This is a genomic window from Acinetobacter brisouisimilis (genome assembly GCF_000368265.1).
GTDB lineage: Bacteria > Pseudomonadota > Gammaproteobacteria > Pseudomonadales > Moraxellaceae > Acinetobacter.
Genome location: NZ_KB851219.1, coordinates 2,218,525 through 2,236,945 on the forward strand (window position 1 = coordinate 2,218,525; position 18,421 = coordinate 2,236,945).

Annotated in this window: 16 protein-coding genes; 2 read left to right on the forward strand and 14 right to left on the reverse strand. The window is 42.2% G+C overall.

All coding sequences use genetic code 11. The features are described from left to right. Positions 1–15 precede the first annotated feature (15 nt). The 6 genes from aroK to F975_RS14265 are packed head-to-tail and all read right to left on the reverse strand — an operon-like array spanning position 16 to position 5,640. Entirely contained in the window at positions 16–558 is a 543-nt protein-coding gene (gene aroK / locus F975_RS16060) for a shikimate kinase AroK (RefSeq protein ID WP_004754546.1), read from the reverse strand. A 35-nt stretch (positions 559–593) separates the two neighbouring features. Continuing rightward, complete coding sequence (locus tag F975_RS14245; RefSeq protein ID WP_004754548.1) at positions 594–2,681, reverse strand: type IV pilus secretin PilQ; 2,088 nt, start codon at positions 2,679–2,681, stop codon at positions 594–596. A gap of 16 nt (positions 2,682–2,697) precedes the next feature. Next, positions 2,698–3,222: a pilus assembly protein PilP gene (locus F975_RS14250; protein ID WP_004754550.1), complete on the reverse strand. Its 525-nt coding sequence runs from the start codon at positions 3,220–3,222 to the stop codon at positions 2,698–2,700. After that, a complete protein-coding gene (locus F975_RS14255) occupies positions 3,222–3,944 on the reverse strand; it encodes a type IV pilus inner membrane component PilO (RefSeq protein ID WP_004754553.1) in 723 nt (240 codons plus the stop codon). Before F975_RS14255 ends, F975_RS14250 begins: the two co-directional genes overlap by 1 nt. Further along, positions 3,941–4,582, reverse strand: a complete 642-nt coding sequence (locus F975_RS14260) for a PilN domain-containing protein (protein WP_004754554.1) — start codon at positions 4,580–4,582, stop codon at positions 3,941–3,943. Before F975_RS14260 ends, F975_RS14255 begins: the two co-directional genes overlap by 4 nt. Then, a complete protein-coding gene (locus tag F975_RS14265; RefSeq protein ID WP_004754556.1) occupies positions 4,582–5,640 on the reverse strand; it encodes a pilus assembly protein PilM in 1,059 nt (352 codons plus the stop codon). The genes F975_RS14260 and F975_RS14265 overlap by 1 nt, the downstream gene beginning before the upstream one ends. A gap of 173 nt (positions 5,641–5,813) precedes the next feature. Here F975_RS14265 and F975_RS14270 point away from each other — a divergent pair, with 173 nt between their 5' ends. Further along, a complete protein-coding gene (locus F975_RS14270; RefSeq protein ID WP_004754558.1) occupies positions 5,814–8,357 on the forward strand; it encodes a penicillin-binding protein 1A in 2,544 nt (847 codons plus the stop codon). Positions 8,358–8,370: 13 nt separating this feature from the next. Here F975_RS14270 and F975_RS14275 read toward each other — a convergent pair whose 3' ends face one another. The 8 genes from F975_RS14275 to F975_RS14310 all read right to left on the reverse strand — a co-directional run bounded on the left by F975_RS14275 (position 8,371) and on the right by F975_RS14310 (position 17,544). Next, positions 8,371–9,183, reverse strand: coding sequence for a methyltransferase (locus F975_RS14275; RefSeq protein WP_004754560.1), 813 nt, complete (start codon positions 9,181–9,183; stop codon positions 8,371–8,373). A gap of 70 nt (positions 9,184–9,253) precedes the next feature. Further along, complete coding sequence (gene mraY / locus F975_RS14280) at positions 9,254–10,372, reverse strand: phospho-N-acetylmuramoyl-pentapeptide-transferase (protein ID WP_004754562.1); 1,119 nt, start codon at positions 10,370–10,372, stop codon at positions 9,254–9,256. Beyond that, positions 10,373–11,770 carry a UDP-N-acetylmuramoyl-tripeptide--D-alanyl-D-alanine ligase gene (locus F975_RS14285; protein WP_004754563.1) on the reverse strand — a complete coding sequence of 466 codons (1,398 nt, stop codon included), beginning with the start codon at positions 11,768–11,770 and terminating at the stop codon, positions 10,373–10,375. A gap of 5 nt (positions 11,771–11,775) precedes the next feature. Then, positions 11,776–13,275 (reverse strand): UDP-N-acetylmuramoyl-L-alanyl-D-glutamate--2,6-diaminopimelate ligase, encoded by a 1,500-nt coding sequence (locus tag F975_RS14290; RefSeq protein WP_004754564.1) that lies wholly within the window; start codon positions 13,273–13,275, stop codon positions 11,776–11,778. An 11-nt stretch (positions 13,276–13,286) separates the two neighbouring features. Next, positions 13,287–15,107, reverse strand: coding sequence for a penicillin-binding protein PBP3 (gene ftsI, locus F975_RS14295; protein ID WP_004754566.1), 1,821 nt, complete (start codon positions 15,105–15,107; stop codon positions 13,287–13,289). Positions 15,108–15,117: 10 nt separating this feature from the next. Continuing rightward, positions 15,118–15,453, reverse strand: coding sequence for a cell division protein FtsL (ftsL, locus tag F975_RS14300; protein WP_004754568.1), 336 nt, complete (start codon positions 15,451–15,453; stop codon positions 15,118–15,120). A gap of 9 nt (positions 15,454–15,462) precedes the next feature. After that, positions 15,463–16,377, reverse strand: coding sequence for a 16S rRNA (cytosine(1402)-N(4))-methyltransferase RsmH (gene rsmH, locus F975_RS14305; RefSeq protein ID WP_004754570.1), 915 nt, complete (start codon positions 16,375–16,377; stop codon positions 15,463–15,465). A 168-nt stretch (positions 16,378–16,545) separates the two neighbouring features. Further along, positions 16,546–17,544, reverse strand: coding sequence for a sulfate ABC transporter substrate-binding protein (locus F975_RS14310; protein WP_004754571.1), 999 nt, complete (start codon positions 17,542–17,544; stop codon positions 16,546–16,548). A gap of 450 nt (positions 17,545–17,994) precedes the next feature. On the opposite strand from F975_RS14310, the gene F975_RS14315 reads away from it, so the two are divergent. Further along, a complete protein-coding gene (locus tag F975_RS14315) occupies positions 17,995–18,312 on the forward strand; it encodes a hypothetical protein (RefSeq protein ID WP_004754574.1) in 318 nt (105 codons plus the stop codon). Positions 18,313–18,421 lie beyond the last annotated feature (109 nt).

Genomic DNA, 18,421 nt, shown 5'->3' on the forward strand with positions numbered 1-18,421 from the left:
AAAACCAGAAAATATTTAAATTGAATAATTTACAGCAATATCCTTCAGGATTTTTTGCGCCAGTTCCCGAGCGCCTCCCTGATGAGTATCAATCACATAGTGTGCAATTTCCCGATACAAAGGATCGCGCAAAGTCAGTAAATCTTGCAGGCGTTTTTCGGGGTTTTCGACTTGTAACAAAGGACGGTTTTTATCACGGTAGGTTCGTTGCAACTGTACTTCTACAGGTGCAAATAAATAAACCACAATGCCTCGTTGATGCAAGGCATTGCGATTTGGCAATTGAGTAACAACTCCACCGCCTGTTGCGAGCACCAAATTAGAACGTCTGGTCAATTCATCAATGACCAACTGTTCTCGCTGACGAAAACCCAGTTCACCTTCTTTTTCAAAAATCCAAGGAATCGAAGCACCTGTTTTTCGCTCAATTTCGTGATCACTATCGACAAACTCACGACCTAACAGTTCTGCAAGATGTCGACCAACAGTCGTCTTTCCAGCCCCCATGGGCCCTACCAAGTAAATATTTGGCAGGGTATTGAATGCTTTGTTTGGCAAGGAGCCACCTTCTCAATTACAGCAATAATTTTATATTAATGATTTCTAGAAACAGTGTCATCTACAATTCGTGGTGTAATAAAAATCAGTAACTCATTCTTGCTATCACTCGTGGTCTTCGTCTTAAATATATTACCTATCCAAGGCAAGTCACCCAAGAACGGAACTTTATTGACATCATTTTGATGAGTATCTTCATAAATACCACCAAGCACTACAGTTTCACCATTATTCACCAAGACATTGGTTTGCAAAGCATTGGTATCAATTACATAACCCGCACTTGTTAATGACCCTACTGTATCCTTGGTAATCTTCAACTTCATTTGAACATTACCATCTGGGGTAATACTTGGGGTGACATTTAACTCAAGATTAGCATCCTGAAAAGTTGTGGTGGTTCCAGAGTTGGAGCTGGTTGTTGAATATGGAATTTTCGTACCAGACTTAATAATCGCTTCCTGCTTATCACCTGTCATGACTTTTGGTGTTGAAATCACTTCACCCTGACCATCCGCCTGTAATGCAGAAAGCTCTAAAGTCAGTAAGCTATCAGCAGTATTAATTAAACCAAAAGCAATACTTGCAGGACTAGAACCTGTACTTGAACTAGATGCGCCCAAGTCTACGTTTAAGTTATTCGTAATTTTATCATTGGTACCTGCATATTTATTATTGTGCAGCGTATAAAGATTACTTGTATTACTGGCGACAGTAGTACTACCGTCGGAGAAGAAGCCCCATTTTACCCCAATTGACTTAGAGAAAGTTGTTGTTGCACGGACAATACGTGCTTCGATCATGACTTGCTTCACTGGTATGTCTATTTGTTTCACAAGACCTCTAAGTTGTTCAATCTTCTCAGCAGTATCATTAATAATCACAGTATTTGTGCGAGAATCTGTCACAATTGAACCACGACTGCTTAATAAAGAACGCATACCTGCACTTATAGTTTGGATATTTTCAGCTTTCACATAATTCAACTGCATGGTTTCAGTCTGTAATGGCTCAAGTTTAACAGACTGAGCATATGCCTTAGCGGCATCTTCTTCTGATTTAAGTAGCTCTGGAACAGGAGCAACCCAAATCACATTACCATTTCTACGTTTATCTAAGTTCTTGGATTTCATAATAATGTCGAGAGCCTGATCCCAAGGAACATCCTTAAGGCGTAAAGTAATATTACCCTGAACACTATCCGAAGCCACAATATTCACGCCAGTAAAATCAGCCAGTAACTGTAAAACTCGGCGCACTTCAATATCTTGGAAATCCAAAGAAATCTTTTTGCCAGTGTATGTATGACCTAGGTGAGGCTGGGCATTTACTGTTGTCGTTTCTTTTTTAGCGACACTAATAATTAAACGGTTATCGGTTTGATATGCCATATAATCAAAGCTACCATTTGCCTGAATATTAATGACCCCATTGCGCCCTTCATTAAAAGCATCTACAGAGGATACTGGCGTTGAAAAATCATTCACATTTAAGCGACGAGCCAATCCTGTCGGAATTTTATTACCAAGAAAACGCACAACAATTTTACTGCCTTGTTGTTTCACATCGACAGGCGTATTTGGATTCGACAAATCAATCACAACTTGCCCTTCACCTTTATTGCCTCGATGAAAGTCAACATTACTCACACCTTGAGAAGGTGGAATGATGGCTGGAGCAATATTTTCTAATTGTGGTGTAGAAGCATTATTAATTTTTAAAATAAAAGTATTACCTTCTACACGCGTGGTAAATGCACCTGCTTTTTTGAGATTAACAGTCAGGCGAGCACGCTGCGCATCTGCTACCAAATCTACAGAACTTGCCTCAGTCGTTGAAACAGGAATTGAACTTTGCTTGAGCGTTTGTGTTACTTTATCAAAGTCCAGAATCAAACGTGATGGCTGATCAACCTGATAAGCTTGTGGTTGTGGTGGCAAGCCATTAAACATGACACGAATTTCAGTACCCTGTCCAGGAATTTGCAAAGGCACAACATTCGTAATTGCAACAGCAGCATTTGCAATCTGAACCATTGCCATTGCTACAGTACCTAAAGCAAATTGATGAATAAATGGCTTCATTCGTTGCGTATCCCCAAATTTTTTTACAGATTTTTTCATATTATTATTCCCCAAATTATGCTGCAGGTCCGATGAGTACAAGACTACGTGGTCGTTCAATATAACCATCTCGACCATCTGAAACAATCTCAATCAAGTCAATCTGAGTTGGCGTAATTTTAGTAATACGCCCTTGATTGAGCCCCATGTAGCTTCCAACATGCACTTGTTCAACCTGTTTATCTGGAGTTTGAATCAACCCCAAAATTTGCCCATTCGCATTACGCATACTACCTTTAAACGTAATTGACTCTAATGCAAAACTTTCCAAAGGTTGTGGTTGACGTGAGAAATCTGGATAAACTCGCTTGCCCGCCATAATTTTCAACTCAGTATACAAAGACTGAGGTAAGAATGGGCTGCGTAAGTTTTGTGCTGCATACTCAAACTGTGGCACAGGTTCAAAAACTGGTGCAGGTTTAATCGGTGCTGGCGGTTCACTCCGAATTTTCGCCATTTCCTCATTGACAACATCAATACGAGAACTACAACCCACCACCAGAAAAACTGGCAACAAAGCAATAATAAAATACTTATTCATTATTTTGTCGCTCCTGCTTTAGCTGCTTTAGGTTCAGAAGCAGATGTCTGCTCTTCTACACCAAGATAACGATAGGTTTTAGCATGCAATGTATAATTGACAACTGGAATATCTGATTTTTTATTGTCATCCTGCCCCGCAACAATTGAAAAGTCATGTAGGGTCACAATACGCGGTAACGCAGCAATTGCACTGGCAAATTGACCGAATAAATGATAATCACCCGTTGCCTGAATTGAGATTGGTTGTTCCATAAAGAACTGTTGCTTGACTTCAGGTTCAAGAGAGATATTTTTAAATTTCAATCCTGCAGTGACACCAGTCACGTTAATATCTTCAACTAACCCGGGAATTTCAGATTCTTTAGGTAATTGCTGTAGTTGCTGATTAAAATCAGCCTGCATTTTTACCAGCTGTTTCTGATAAAGCTGCAAGTTACGTAATTTTGAATCTTTTTCTCTGTATTCATTCAGCAAATTCGCTTCTTGAGCCTGAGCTGTCGTAATAGCATCGATTTTAGAGCTGATCAGTACAAAGTATCCAACAATACAAACAATAAGGAAAATAAAAATCCAGCAGGTAATTTTAACTGAAACAGGCCATCCACCATAATTAGAGGCATCCAGAGAGTTAAACTGCTTTACAAAACGATCCAGTGTCATTTTGTTTTTTGCTGGCTTGACTGCATTTCCTGTTGATTCATCTAATTGTTCTTGACTCATTTCGCAGCCCCTTTCGTTGTTTGAGGTTCTGAAGCTATTTGATCTTCTGCTGCTTGTGCAATCTGACCCAAATCAGCAGTCACAACAAAGTTGCCATATCCAGCTTCAACGCGTGGCACGACTGAACTTTGTGTTGGGTTCGATTTATTGTCTGTCGCTGCATCAAATGACTTCATAAACACATTTCGAAACCATGCTGACCCACCTAGGTTTCGCATAAAATCAGCCACAACATTTGGGCTTTCAGCTTTACCTTCAATAGTAAAATGATCACCAACCCGTTCAAATTTGGTCAGATACATATTACTAGGCACTGTGCGTACTAACTGGTCAATTAAACGGACTGTTATTGGGCGCTGTGCTTGTAAATTCTGAATCAGTTTCATGCGCTCAACAATGGCTTGCGTTTGCTTTTGTAAACCGTCGAGTGATTTTAATTTTTGATCAAGCTGTTGATTACTTGAAGTAATCAGCTGGTTTGAACTTTCTTGATCACTTTGCTTTTGATCAAAATATACCCATGTTGCAAAAACTAAAAAGCCACCCAAGATCGCAACAAGAATGGAAATGAAAATAAAAGTTTTTTTGCGCTGTTCCCGTAGCTCATCACGCCAAGGTAGTAAGTTTATTTTTGACATTAATCAAAACTCCTTAACGCTAAGCCACAAGCAACCAGAAGAGAGGAAGCATCATCTTCAATTTTTTTAATATTAATTTTCGGAGAAAAACCCATTTGTAAAAATGGATTCGCTACAGTGACTCGATAACCCAAATGTTGTTGTAATATTTTTGCCAGACCAGGTAGATTTGCTGTACCACCTGCCAACAAAATATGATCAACATCATTAAACTGTGAAGATGAGAAAAATAACTGTAAAGAGCGTTGTGCCTGTTGAGAAATGCTGTCCATAAAAGGTAATAACACTTCGGCTTCAAAATCATCAGGTAAGTTACGTTCTTTTTTTGCCCGTCCTGCTTCTGCATAAGACAAGCCATAACGACTTTGAATTTCTTTGGTAAGTTGCTTGCCTCCAAACACATGTTCACGAGTATAAACATTTTTACCGTCATGAATGACAGACAAGGTGGTCATGGAGTGACCAATATCCAAAATAGCAATAACACGTGTACCAAGCGGTAAAGTATCGGCAAACATTCCCAATGCACGTTCCATTGCATAACTTTCAACATCTGCAACTTTTGCGGTTAAGCCTGCATAAATCAGGGCTTCATTGCGAGCTTCCACGTTTTCTGTACGCGTTGCGACAAGAAGTACATTGATACGATTTGCTTTGGACACAGGTTCTGGTAAAACTTCAAAATCCAAACTCACATCATCAAGTGGAAACGGGATGTACTGTTCAGCATCCATTCGAATTTGAATTTCTCGCTCATCATCACTCATATCCTCATCCATTTCGATGATTTTATGAATAACGCTTGAAGTAGGAATTGCAAAAGCGGCATTAACGGTCGATGGATTTGCTGCTTCGATCGCCTTCTCTAAAGCTTCGGCAACGGCTTCTGGATTAATAATATTTTTTTCAACAACGGCTCCTTCTGGTAAAGGTACAAGCGCGTAGCTTTCTACACAATAACGCCCATGCTTAACAGAAAGCTCCAGCATTTTTACAGAAGTCGAACTAATATCAACCCCTATTAACCCCTTTTTAGGTTTACGATATAACCTTAGCACGATGTTTATTCCTGTTATTTTTTATTTAGGATAGCATAATACCTTGTCGTGTAATGCATTTCGTCGCCATAATGACGCATATAATACCCTGAACAAGGTTCTTCTCGGCTATACTGGGCTTCAGCTATACTCAAGCTCCGATCGCCCATTTTCCATATTAAATATTACTTGTTATGAAAAATCTATCTTGTTCAGGTCGAATTCATCCAATTTTTCTGTTTTTACTGATCATTATTCTTCTTATTCCAATGGGCTTTTATGGCATGTATTTATACATTGCCCCTTCCTTACCCGAAATGAGCAGTCTAAAAAAAGCACCTCTTTTAAAACCTATTCAAATTTACACAGCAGACAATCAGCTGATTGCAGAATATGGTGGAAAATTATCTGTACCTGTTGAGTATAAGCAGATTCCCCCCCATTTTATTCAGGCTTTTCTGGCAGCAGAAGATTCTTCATTTTTTGAACATAGTGGCATTAGCTTTAAAGGCTTGGGGCGAGCGGTCAGTGAAAGCTTAACGGGTTCAGATACACAAACAGGTGGTTCGACCATTACCATGCAGGTGGCGAAAAATTATTATCTTTCACCTGAACGTACTTTAAAGCGTAAACTCACCGAGATTTTTCTGGCACGCAAGATTGAACAGAATCTAACTAAACCAGAAATTTTGACACTTTATGTCAATAAGATCTTTTTAGGGAAAAATGCTTACGGGATCGCTGCCGCAGCTAAAATTTACTATAACAAAAATATTAATCAGCTCAGCACTGCTCAAATGGCAATGATTGCAGGTCTGCCTAAAGCGCCTTCTAAATATAATCCAGTGGCCAATCCTGAGCGCGCACTTGAACGTCGTAACTGGATTTTAGGGCGTATGCGCCAACTCGGTTATATCAATCAGGCAGAGTATCAAAAATCAATTGAAGAACCTTTAAACTTGAATATGCCAGATCGCGGTGTGCTAACCCGCTTTCCATATATTGGCGAGATGGTTCGCGCCGAAATTGTCGCAAAATTCGGGGAAAAAGCCGTTGATTCTGGCTTTAAAATTTACACCACGATTGATAGCAAACGTCAGGCATATGCAGAACAGTCGGTACAAGAAGGCTTAGAAGCCTATGATCGCCGTCATGGCTGGCGCGGTGCTGAAGCACATGGCGTATCCTTAGCAAAATTCTTTACTTACGCTAACAATTACCCAGCCAAAGTCATTAAAGTCGACAGCAACAGTTTTGAAGCCGAATTAAAAGATGGTTCCATCGTAACAGTGCCTTGGTCAGGGATGTCATGGGCGCGTCCTTATCGCAATGCCAACAGTGTGGGTGCAGCACCAACCCATGCATCTCAAATTGTTAAACCCGATGATATTGTACGCTTACGTCCAAATGACAATAAAACAGTCTGGTCTTTGGTTCAAATTCCAAAAGCTCAAGGGCAATTAATTGCATTAAACCCGAATAATGGTGCCATCGAAGCTGTTGTAGGTGGTTATAGCTATGCCCAGTCAACATTTAACCGTGCAATCCAAGGTTGGCGTCAGCCAGGTTCAACTATTAAGCCATTTATTTATGCACTGGCATTAGAGCGGGGGATGACACCTTATACGATGGTAGATGATAGTCCAATTACGATTGGCAAATGGTCGCCGAAGAACTCTGATGGCCGCTATTTGGGCATGATTCCTTTACGTCGTGCTTTATATCTTTCTCGTAATACCGTCTCTGTTCGCTTATTACAAAGTGTTGGCGTGGATCGAGCTCGTCAGTTGTTAATGGATTTTGGATTACAGGAAAATCAAATTCCAAATAACTTTACCATTGCTCTGGGAACACCACAGGTTTTACCTATACAAATGGCAACAGGTTATGCCACTTTTGCCAATGGTGGTTTTCGGGTTGAGCCTTATTTTATTGAGCATATTGAAGATGCTTATGGCAAAACCATTTACAAAGCCAACCCAGAATATGCATGTATTTCCTGCATTAATGGCAATAATAACGATGATACAGCTGCCTCTGAACAAGCAGCCACGCCTGACGATGAAGCTTTTAAACAACAGCCTCAGGTACAAATCAAACAAACAGATGCCAGCAACAGTGAATTCCGCCAAGCACAGCGTATTATCAAATCCAGTTCAGCTTATGATATGGCCAATATTTTGCGCGATGTAATTCAGCATGGTACAGGGCGAGCAGCATTAAAAATTGGACGTGATGATTTGGGTGGTAAAACAGGAACCACAAATGATGCCAAAGATGCATGGTTTGCAGGCTTTAATAGCAAACTGGTAGCGATTGCATGGGTTGGGTTTGATCAGCCGACCACATTGGGACGCCTAGAATACGGTGGTGTTGCAGCGTTACCTGTCTGGATTAACTTCATGAGTCGCTCACTCGAAGGGACACCGCCTGCATGGGTCACTTTGGATAAAAATGCCAAAGCACCGATTTCTCATGGACAGCTTTCAGTTGAACGAACTGGTCGTAATGAAAACCGCATTGCACCACCCTTGGCTCGACCAATGTATCATCCTGCACCTGTGACCAAACCAGTCAGCAAAAAGCAGGATGTTGAAGATTTTTCAGATCTACCAGGTGAAGAAATCCTGATTCCATCAGAAAAATCACCACCCAAAATGAATAATGCACAACCTACTGCGGCAGCAAAAAAATCTAGCCCAGATTCCTTAGAACAACTGATTAATAAAGTGGACTAAGGAAAGAAAGCCGTCAAATGACGGCTTTCTTTTTAAAGAGGTAAAGTTGAAAACATGCAGTGACCTGCAAGCTATCTCGTTGCTCTAAAGCTTGGCGCTTTTCAAGTTTAGCTTTGTAGGCATATGGCGTCATTGCCAATAAATTAATGATGTCTTGCTGTTGTAAGTTGAGCTCAGCTTCAACTACAGGCGCGTCAATCAGTTCAAATTTTTCACTGAGCTGTGCCACAAATTTTTCAGGCTCATGCAAATTCACCTGTTCAAATAATGCAACTCGCAAATCATATAAATGCCGAGGTGCAGGCGTGACCACTAGACACAAGCCATCCTCTTTTAAGACACGTAAAATTTCCTGCTGTGGAATAGGGCTAAATAGGCTACTACACAAATCAATCGACTGATCTAAAACAGGTAAAACTGCACCTGTCCCGACGACCCAAGTCACGTCTTGATTAAGTTTGGCTGCACGCTGCACAGCGCTTTTGGCAATATCAACACCAACACATTGTTCCACATGGGCTTGCATGGCACTGGTGTAATAGCCTTCACCACAGCCAATATCCAGTAGTGTTTTCGGCTGATAACGCTGCAATACATGCTCAACAGCTTGACGTAAGGGTGCATAAAATCCTGCCGATAAAAAAGCTCGGCGTGCATCAACCGCTTCAGGCGTATCTCCTGGCTGTTTACTATGCTTATGCTGCACCACATGCAAATTGACATAGCCTTGTTTTGCCAAGTCAAAACTATGCCCCTGTGGACAGCGCCAAGTTCGTGCATCTAGCGTTAATGAATCTCGGCAGACAGGACACATCAGCAATTGCATGGTTTTCACTCCGATTTTCTGCAAAATAAAAAAGCTGACCGAAGCCAGCTTTTTTGCTATGGATTAGGGATTAACGCAATTTTAACGTCATTAAGCCTAAAACCACTAGAATAATCGTAATGATCCAGAAACGAATTACCACCTGAGTTTCTTTCCAGCCCTGCTTTTCATAGTGATGATGCAACGGTGCCATCAAGAAGACACGTTTGTTGCGCATCCGCAGAGAACCAATTTGCAGGAATACCGAAATGGCTTCCATGACAAAAACACCGCCCATAATCGCAAATACAATTTCCTGACGAACCATCACGGCAATTGTACCGAGCATTGCACCGAGTGCCAGCGCGCCCACATCGCCCATAAATACTTGAGCAGGATGCGCGTTGTACCAAAGGAAAGCCAGACCTGATCCAACCATGGCAGAACAGATCACAATCAGTTCAGATGAATATTTGATATAAGGAATATGCAAATAATTGGCAAAACGGGTATCCCCTGACAAATAGGCAAATACTCCCAGCCCAGCAGCAACCAATACCACAGGCATGATCGCCAGACCATCCAGACCATCAGTCAGGTTAACCGCATTGGATGCCCCATTAATCACCAAATAAGTAAAGGCAATAAAGGCAAGTCCAAGAGGAATCACTGAGAATGGAATGCTGAGATTTTTGAAAAATGGAATTAGCAAGTCCAGCATATTGTGTGTATACAATGGGTTATGCTGATTAATCGCGATCACATACAACGCAATCCCCGCACCTAAAGACGCGACCGATGTCCAGAAGAACTTCTTGCGTGCAGGCAAACCTGCATTGTCTTTATAACGGATTTTAATCCAGTCATCTGCCCAACCGACAGCCCCAAAAATCACCATGACACCAAGTACAATCCAGACATAAGGGTTGGACAAATCTGCCCAGAGCAAGGTACTAATCCCAATCGACATCAGAATTAAAACCCCACCCATGGTCGGTGTACCCATTTTCTTGGCATGGTTTTCAGGAGCAAACGAGCTGACTGCCTGACCATATTTTAAGGCGCGTAATTTTCGGATCATGACAGGACCCAAAAATAGCCCGATCAGCAAGGAAGTCAATACGCTGAGCAAAGCCCGTAGTGTCAAATAACGAACAACTTTGAAGGAACTGTCGAATCCTGCCAAATGTTCAAATAACCATAACAGCATTTAAAGCTTCTCCATCAAATCAGCCATCAACGTCTCCATATGGGTATAACGAGAACCTTTAAACAGGAAACTCATGGTCTGAGGTTGATGTTTTTCTACAAGATTAATTAAAAATTTCAGCGCTTGTGCCTGCGTTTCAAATGCATGGCAATGCTCTGCTGCTGCGCCTGCTACTGTTGCATTGGCGAATTCACCCACAGCAAGCACATAATCTAATGGCAACTGAGCCAAATCATGACCTAAGGCAAAGTGTTCATCACGACTACTGTCGCCCAGCTCACCGATATCCCCCATCACCATGACTTTAATACCCTGTTGCTGGGTCAAGACCTCAGCCGCAGCACGCATCGACGTTGGATTTGCATTATAAGTATCATCAATCAACACATATTGCTGATGTGAAATAAAATTCAAGCGGCCTTTCGCACCTTTTGCCTGCTGCAATCCCTGTACCACATCATCAAGAGAAATCCCGATTGCCAGTGCAAAAGCACATGCTGCCAGAGCATTCTGCACATTGTGTAATCCCGCAAAAGGCAATGCGATCTGTGCCGAACCTTGTGGCGTATGCAATACAAAACTGGCAGATTGTGGGTGCAATTGAATTTGCTCAGCAAAAACATCACCGCCTTCACCAAAACTTAAACGTTTTGCCGTTTGGACAGCCGCGTTAATTTGTGTAGTAAAGTCATCTGCTGCTGGAACAATTGATGTACCTTCAAGAGCAATATGGCGATAAATTTCTGATTTGGTTTGGCAGATTTTTTCACGCCCACCAAACTCACCCAAATGCGCAGTACCAATATTTAAAATGCCTGCTACCTGTGGCTGAACCAAGTTTGAGGTATAGTCAATCTCACCCACATGGCTCGCGCCCAGTTCCATTACGGCATACTGATGCTCAGGACGTAGCTCCAGTAACATCATCGGTACGCCCAAGTCATTATTGAGGTTACCACGAGTAATGAGAGTCGGAGCCAAGCGAGATAAAATACTGCCCAGCATTTCTTTGGTGGTGGTTTTACCACTGCTGCCTGTTAACGCCAGTACTTTCAGGTCTGGAAATTGTTGCCGGCGAAATTGCCCTAGATGCCCCAAAGCCAAGCGGGTATCAGCAACCACCAATTGGGCAATATCGAGCTGCTCAATCGGGTGTTCTACAATAACAACCTGACAGCCTTGCGCTGCAACATTTTGAACAAAATCGTGGGCATCAAAACGCTCACCTTTGAGTGCCAAAAAGGCATCACCCGCTTCGGCATGTCGTGAATCGGTCAAAATCCGCTTAATCACTTGCTCTGGCTGTTGATCTTGATACCAATAACCTTGTGTCGCCTGTTGAAGTTCAGCCGCTGTCCAAGGCATCAAGGGAACAGTGCTGGTGGTCGATGTATGCATGTGCGTTAATTTTCCAAAGCTGAATACGCGGTAAGCATTCCGTGCTGATGATCGATAGCCGCTTTTACTTCTACCACATCATCAAACCAATGACGAACGCCATCGATTTCCTGATAATTTTCATGTCCTTTACCTGCGATGACCACAATATCACCTGCCTGTGCCTGCTGCACAACAAATTTAATCGCTTCGCGGCGGTCATGAATTTCATGCACCTCATGCTGAGCAAAATTGATGCCTTGCTTCATATCGGCAAAAATTTGTTCAGGATTTTCGGTGCGTGGATTGTCTGTAGTCAACAGCACAGGATTGGCATGTTCCAATGCAGCTTGAACCATGAGTGGGCGCTTGCCACGATCACGGTCGCCGCCACAGCCAAACACTGCCCATAAGCGATGCTCAACATGACGTTGCAAGCTGGTCAAAACCTGAATCAGAGCATCTGGGGTATGCGCATAATCTACAACAAACAAGCGCTGCTGATCGCGCAAGACCTGCATACGACCTGGTGCGCCTTGCAATTGTGGGACAGTCGCGACCAATGCCGATAAATCAAACCCCGCCGCATAGGCTGCAATCAAACTTGCCAATAAGTTTTCAACATTGAACTGTCCAAGTAATGGACTGTTCACTGCAAACTGCCCGATCGGACTATGTAAAGTAAAACGCGCACCTTGCAAGCTAAAGCTCAAATCTGAGACATAAAAATCAGCAGCTTGCTGGATTGCATAGGTGAAAATTTTTGGTTGTGCTGGATTATGACGTGCAGCATTCAGCATCACGTCAGCATAAGCATCATCCAGATTAATCACAGCATATTTTAATGAGGTAAATGCAAATAACTGGGATTTTGCTTCAGCATACGCTTCTAGCGTTTTATGATAATCCAGATGATCACGACTTAAATTACTATATACCGCAATTTCAATCTCACAGCCATTTAAACGACCTTGCTCTAAACCATGTGAACTGGCTTCGAGCGAAGCAAAGCTTGCACCTTGCTCAGCGTAGCTATGCAATAAATCCTGTAAATAAAGCGCATCCACAGTGGTGTGAGTGGATGGCTCCAAGTTAGGTAAAATACCGTTACCTGTAGTTCCCATGACCGCACAGCGTTGATGTTGTGAGCTAATCAATTCAGCAATCAAACGTGAAATGGTGGTTTTACCATTGGTACCCGTGACCGCCAAAATATGCAAGGGTGCTGTTGCTGCTGTCGCTTGCAAATAGGCTTTTTGCCATATTCCCATGCGCTGACGCACATCTGGGCAAACCAGACAGTTCTCAAGTGGCAATGGCTGCTCGGCGATAATTCCAATCGCACCGTGCTGCAATGCTGCCTGAGCAAAGTGCAAGGTTTTTTCAGGCTGAGAGTAACTGGTCAGCGCAATAAAAATCTGCCCTGCTTCAACATGACGGCTGTCTAAACAAAACCCTTGAAAGGGCTGAGTCATCCAAGTTTGAATAGACTCAACAGGATAAATCTGCTGCAAAGTAATCGACATGAACTCACCAATTATTGAATTTTAGGGGCTTGTAAGGGTCTATCCAGTGGCACATCCAGTAAGCGCAAAAACTCTTGCATAATGCGTGAAAATACAGGTGCAGATACCGTACCACCATAATAAGTACCTTGTGGGTTTTCCACCACAACAACCATGGCAATACGTGGATTACTCACAGGGGCAAGCCCTGCAAACAAGGCACGGTATTCATTTTTTGAATAACCACGTCGGTCAGCATTGAGTTTATGTGCCGTTCCCGTTTTTCCTGCTACGCGATAACCTGGAACTTGTGCCTGTGTGGCTGTACCACCTGGCTGGGTGACCTGTTCCATCATCAGCACGACCTTATCGGCGATTTTTGGATCAAGCACTTGTTTACCTTGAACTGGTTTATTCAGTTTATACAAGGTTAAGGGTACTTCCACGCCGTGGTTGGCTAGCATGGCATAGCCTTGCACCAACTGTAATACCGTAGCATTCAGACCATAACCATACGCCATCGTACCAATTTCAGACATGTTCCAATATTTAGATGGCAAGATCAGTCCCGGACTTTCTCCTGGAAAATGTACTGCGGAACGTTGCCCAAAACCCACACGTTTAAAGAAGGTTGGAATGGTTGGCGTTGGTAAAGACAGTGCAATGGTTGCTGCACCGACGTTGGAAGATTTAATAATCACCCCTGCCAAAGTCAATGCACCATAGTTATGGGTGTCATGAATAATATGATTACCAATCCGCATGGAACCTGGCGAGGTATTAATAATCGTATTTTCTGTATATTTACCACTTTCCAATGCCGCAGAAATGGTAAATGGCTTCATGGTTGAACCCGGTTCAAACATGTCGACTGCACCACGGTTACGCATCGCATCTTTATTATTTAAACTGGTTTTATCATTTGGGTTGTACGATGGCCAACTGCTCATCGCCAAAATTTCACCCGTTTTGACATCGACCGCAATTGCAGTTGCTGAACGTGCATTATTGGCAATTCCCGCAGCAGTCAATTCACGGTACATGATGTATTGCAAGCGCGAGTCGATACTTAAGGTAAAGTTTTCTCCTGCCTGTACCGGTTTCACCACTTCTGGGTCTTTGACACGGTTACCGTACTTATCCCGAATGTTGATCTGCAAGCCGTTGACACCCGTCAATTTTTTATTCAGCTTCATTTCCAGACCTTCCACCCCTTTACCATCATTATTGGTCAAGCCAATAATTTGGGCATTTGGCTGAGGTTGCGGGTAAAAACGCTTGTAGGATTTTTCGGTATACACGCCCTGAAAATTATGTTCCAGAATAAAGTCTGCCTGTGGCGGCGGTACTTCAGTTTTTAACACCAAGTAACGTGAATGAGGATGTGCCTGCATTTGCTTCTTCAGCCAGTCAGCATCCACGCCCACAATATTTGCCAGTTCATCGAGATCGAAGTCTTTATCAGGCAGTTTTTGTTTTGGTTTGCGACGCTCGCCAGGTTTAAGCGGGGCAGTCATCTCATCATAGAGTTTTTTGTTTTCAAAATAATCACGTGGATCCATCACCACTTTCATGATCGGGGTGCTAATCGCTAACGGCACACCATTACGGTCACTAATAATGCCGCGCATCGGCCTAATGGTTTCATCACGTAAAATCAGCGCATTGGCTTTATTTTGCAGGAAGTCCTTATTAATAATTTGCACATAAAATGCACGAAATACCAATATTAAAAAACACAGTAAAACAATGCCCCAGAGCAAATAAAAGCGCCATTGATCAAAGGTAATTTCGCTCTTTTCAGTCACTGAAAGCTTGGTTTTACGTTTTAAATTCATTCGTTTTTCAGTCATTGAACTGACCTTACTTTTTTTGCGCGGTTGAAGGAAGAGAAATCACCACGGTATCCGAAGGTGGTGGTGAGTACATACGAAGCTGGGTCACGGCACGTGTCCCGATCTGGGCAGTTGCCCCAAAAGTTTGCTGTTCGATCAGCAATCGTCCCCATTCGGCATTTAAATCATCTTCTGCACGTAGCAAACTACTCAATTGACGATAATCATACCGATATTCGTATACTTCAAATACCACCATAACCGCACTGATAAAAATCAGGCAGACCAAAACCAAATAGGTCAGCCCTTTTTTCAATACAACTCGATCCTTGGCTGGTTTTTCTTCAACAACCTCTATATTCATGGTGTGCCTTTATTTGTCTAGTCGTTCAGCCACACGTAACCATGCACTACGTGAGCGTGGGTTACTTTTTACTTCTTGTTCACTGGCGCGAATGCGTGAGATTTTTTTCAGACGACGCGTATCAACTCGCTGTTGCGGCAAGCCCCAGCCATGATCTTCTGCCAGAGTAGACTCTTTTTGAATAAATTGCTTGATCAGACGGTCTTCTAACGAATGGAAACTGATCACCGCCAAACGCCCATGTACTGACAGCAAATCAACCGCTTGTGGTAGAAACTGTTCAATATCATCGAGTTCTTTATTAATCGCAATACGAATGGCTTGGAAAGTACGCGTAGCAGCATGCTTGTTTTTTTCCCATTTTGGATGGGCAACTTTGACAATCTCAGCAAGCTGTGCCGTTGTACGAATTTCCCCGGCCTGTTTAATGGCGCGGGCAATTCGGCGGCTATAACGCTCTTCGCCATATTTAAAAATAATATTGGCTAAGGCTTCTTCTTCAATTTGCATTAACCATTCACTGGCGGTCTGTCCCTTTGAATTGTCCATGCGCATGTCCAATGGGCCATCGTGCATAAAGCTAAAACCGCGCTCGGCTTGGTCAAGCTGAGGGGATGAAACACCTAAGTCTGCCATGATGCCATCGACTTCATGCAGACCCAATGCGTTCAGTTCTTGCTGAATATCGGCGAAACTGGCATGAATAATTTTAAAACGAGGGTCTTGTTGTTCTAGTTCAGCAGCCACAGCCAAAGCTTGCGGGTCTTTGTCGAAGGCATATACACGACTATTGGCATCGAGTTTTGATAATAATAAGCGGCTGTGTCCACCACGCCCAAAAGTTGCATCGACATAAATTCCTGTATGACGATCTGCTAACAACGCATCTATAGTTTCATGGAGTAATACAGAAATATGTGACATACGAACGGAAATCGAGAATTAAAAATGTAATTGCACATTATCTCCATGTTTCATGCAAGTTCCAAACGGCTTTTTGTACGGAAATATTATTTTGCGATAGTTATTTCCGTTTTTTGTTAAAAAAATCAGCAAATCAATGCGTCGCCCGAGCGACCTGAGGCAAATTGTTTAAGGTTTGGCATAAATCTGGTCAAAAACACCGCCATTGGCAAAATGGATTTTTTGCGCTTTTGCCCAGCCACCAAAGACTTGATCAATGGTGAATAATTTGATTTTCGGGAATTTATACGCGTATTTTTGTGCAACCTGGGCATTGCGCGGGCGGAAATTATATTTGGCTGCCAGTGCCTGCCCTTGTGGGGAATATAAAAAGTTTAAATAGCCTTTTGCCAATAAACGATTGCCGTCTTTATCAACTGTTTTATCGACAATTGCGACAGAAGGTTCAGCTAAAATTGAAACCGAAGGATAGATAATCTGATACTCACCTTTTCCTAAGGTATTCTGTGCCAGCAAAGCTTCATTTTCCCAAGTCAATAACACATCACCAATACCGCGCTCAGCAAATGTCGTCAGTGAACCACGCGCCCCAGAGTCAAGCACTTTAACATTGTGATACAGCTTAGAGACCAGTTCGCGAGCTTTGGCATCATTGCCACCCGGCTGCTTAAGTGCATAGCCCCATGCCGCCAAATAAATCCAGCGCGGCGCACCGCCAGTTTTGGGATTTGGCGTAATAATTTCCACACCAGGCTTGGTCAAATCTTTCCAATCATGAATCTGTTTTGGGTTGCCCTTATGCACCAAAAACACCACGGTTGACGTGTATGGCGCTGAATGCTGTGGAAATTGTTGCTGCCAGTCTTTACGGATATAGCCTGCGTTGGCAATTTCATCGATATCATTGGCAAGTGCCAACGTCACCACATCGGCTGGCAATCCCGAAGCAACTGCGCGAGCCTGCTTACCTGAACCCCCATGCGACTGTTTAAACTCAACTTTCTCCCCTGTGTGTTTTAGCCAATACTGGCCAAAAACTTGATTATATTCCTGATAGAACTCTCGGGTTGGGTCATAAGACACATTGAGGAAGGTTTTATCTGCATAAACCCATGAACTTGTTGCCATGAGCAGTGTCACTACACCTGCTTTAATCAGTTTGCGCATTTTTTATTCTCAAAATATTTTTAGATCACTATACTTATTATTAATAAATTTGAAATATCAAACATTTATAATGTTTTATTCTAAGCTTTCAGGTTTTCCTTCTATACTACTAGCATGTAACTATTGACTATTCATTCTGATGACCTAGATCGCTTTCATCATGGTTACCCCCTTTTTTATTTATCTCTCTTTGAGCAAAATTGAAATCTATTTCAATGAGGCACAAGAAAATAAAACGGGCTTACAAAAGAAGTCTATTTCTTTGTTAAAACAGCCATTATGTAGGATTCTAAGTATATCGTCATAAACCAGATGGGTATTTTGTAAAATAAATACGCTTTCTTTTATGTGAATGTACGTTATAGTAGCAACTAATAAAATAGTGGTAGCGTTATTTAAATACGCTGGGAATAACAAAAAAGCCGCTTTAATTTTTTGGAGTTTTATTTTATGGCATATTTTCATGGTGTAGTTTTAGGCTTGTGTCTAAGTTTAGGCGCAACAAGCAGCTATGCAAATGTCATTGAAAATAAAGACAAAGCAACAAGCAAAACCACTATTACACTGGGTAAAAATGCTCACCATGTTTCATTGATTGAAAAAGAACTCAGTAAGCAAAAACAAAATACCAAAGCCATTGATTCAGATCTGGATAGCATCAAAATCTTAAATGCCATTCATGTACAGCCAAGCCAAAGCTTCTTTGCTTACCAACATGAACGTTTTTCTCGAATTCTCCAAGCATTATTTCAAACGCGCGACTCTTAATTCTTAAGACTTCCCCGTCAAAATCAGCCTTGTGTTACGTTGCTTTTTCACGTTATACGGGGCTTTTTTCGTTATAATAGCCCACATTAGATTTTAAAATTGAATCCAT

Excerpts from the sequence above, each read along its gene's own strand:
- F975_RS14245 (WP_004754548.1), bottom strand. The coding sequence starts at position 2,681 with ATGAAAAAATCTGTAAAAAAATTTGGGGATACGCAACGAATGAAGCCA.
- F975_RS14250 (WP_004754550.1), bottom strand. The coding sequence starts at position 3,222 with ATGAATAAGTATTTTATTATTGCTTTGTTGCCAGTTTTTCTGGTGGTG.
- F975_RS14255 (WP_004754553.1), bottom strand. The coding sequence starts at position 3,944 with ATGAGTCAAGAACAATTAGATGAATCAACAGGAAATGCAGTCAAGCCA.
- F975_RS14260 (WP_004754554.1), bottom strand. The coding sequence starts at position 4,582 with ATGTCAAAAATAAACTTACTACCTTGGCGTGATGAGCTACGGGAACAG.
- F975_RS14270 (WP_004754558.1), top strand. The coding sequence starts at position 5,814 with ATGAAAAATCTATCTTGTTCAGGTCGAATTCATCCAATTTTTCTGTTT.
- F975_RS14275 (WP_004754560.1), bottom strand. The coding sequence starts at position 9,183 with ATGCAATTGCTGATGTGTCCTGTCTGCCGAGATTCATTAACGCTAGAT.
- mraY (WP_004754562.1), bottom strand. The coding sequence starts at position 10,372 with ATGCTGTTATGGTTATTTGAACATTTGGCAGGATTCGACAGTTCCTTC.
- F975_RS14285 (WP_004754563.1), bottom strand. The coding sequence starts at position 11,770 with ATGCATACATCGACCACCAGCACTGTTCCCTTGATGCCTTGGACAGCG.
- F975_RS14290 (WP_004754564.1), bottom strand. The coding sequence starts at position 13,275 with ATGTCGATTACTTTGCAGCAGATTTATCCTGTTGAGTCTATTCAAACT.
- ftsI (WP_004754566.1), bottom strand. The coding sequence starts at position 15,107 with ATGACTGAAAAACGAATGAATTTAAAACGTAAAACCAAGCTTTCAGTG.
- ftsL (WP_004754568.1), bottom strand. The coding sequence starts at position 15,453 with ATGAATATAGAGGTTGTTGAAGAAAAACCAGCCAAGGATCGAGTTGTA.
- rsmH (WP_004754570.1), bottom strand. The coding sequence starts at position 16,377 with ATGTCACATATTTCTGTATTACTCCATGAAACTATAGATGCGTTGTTA.
- F975_RS14310 (WP_004754571.1), bottom strand. The coding sequence starts at position 17,544 with ATGCGCAAACTGATTAAAGCAGGTGTAGTGACACTGCTCATGGCAACA.
- F975_RS14315 (WP_004754574.1), top strand. The coding sequence starts at position 17,995 with ATGGCATATTTTCATGGTGTAGTTTTAGGCTTGTGTCTAAGTTTAGGC.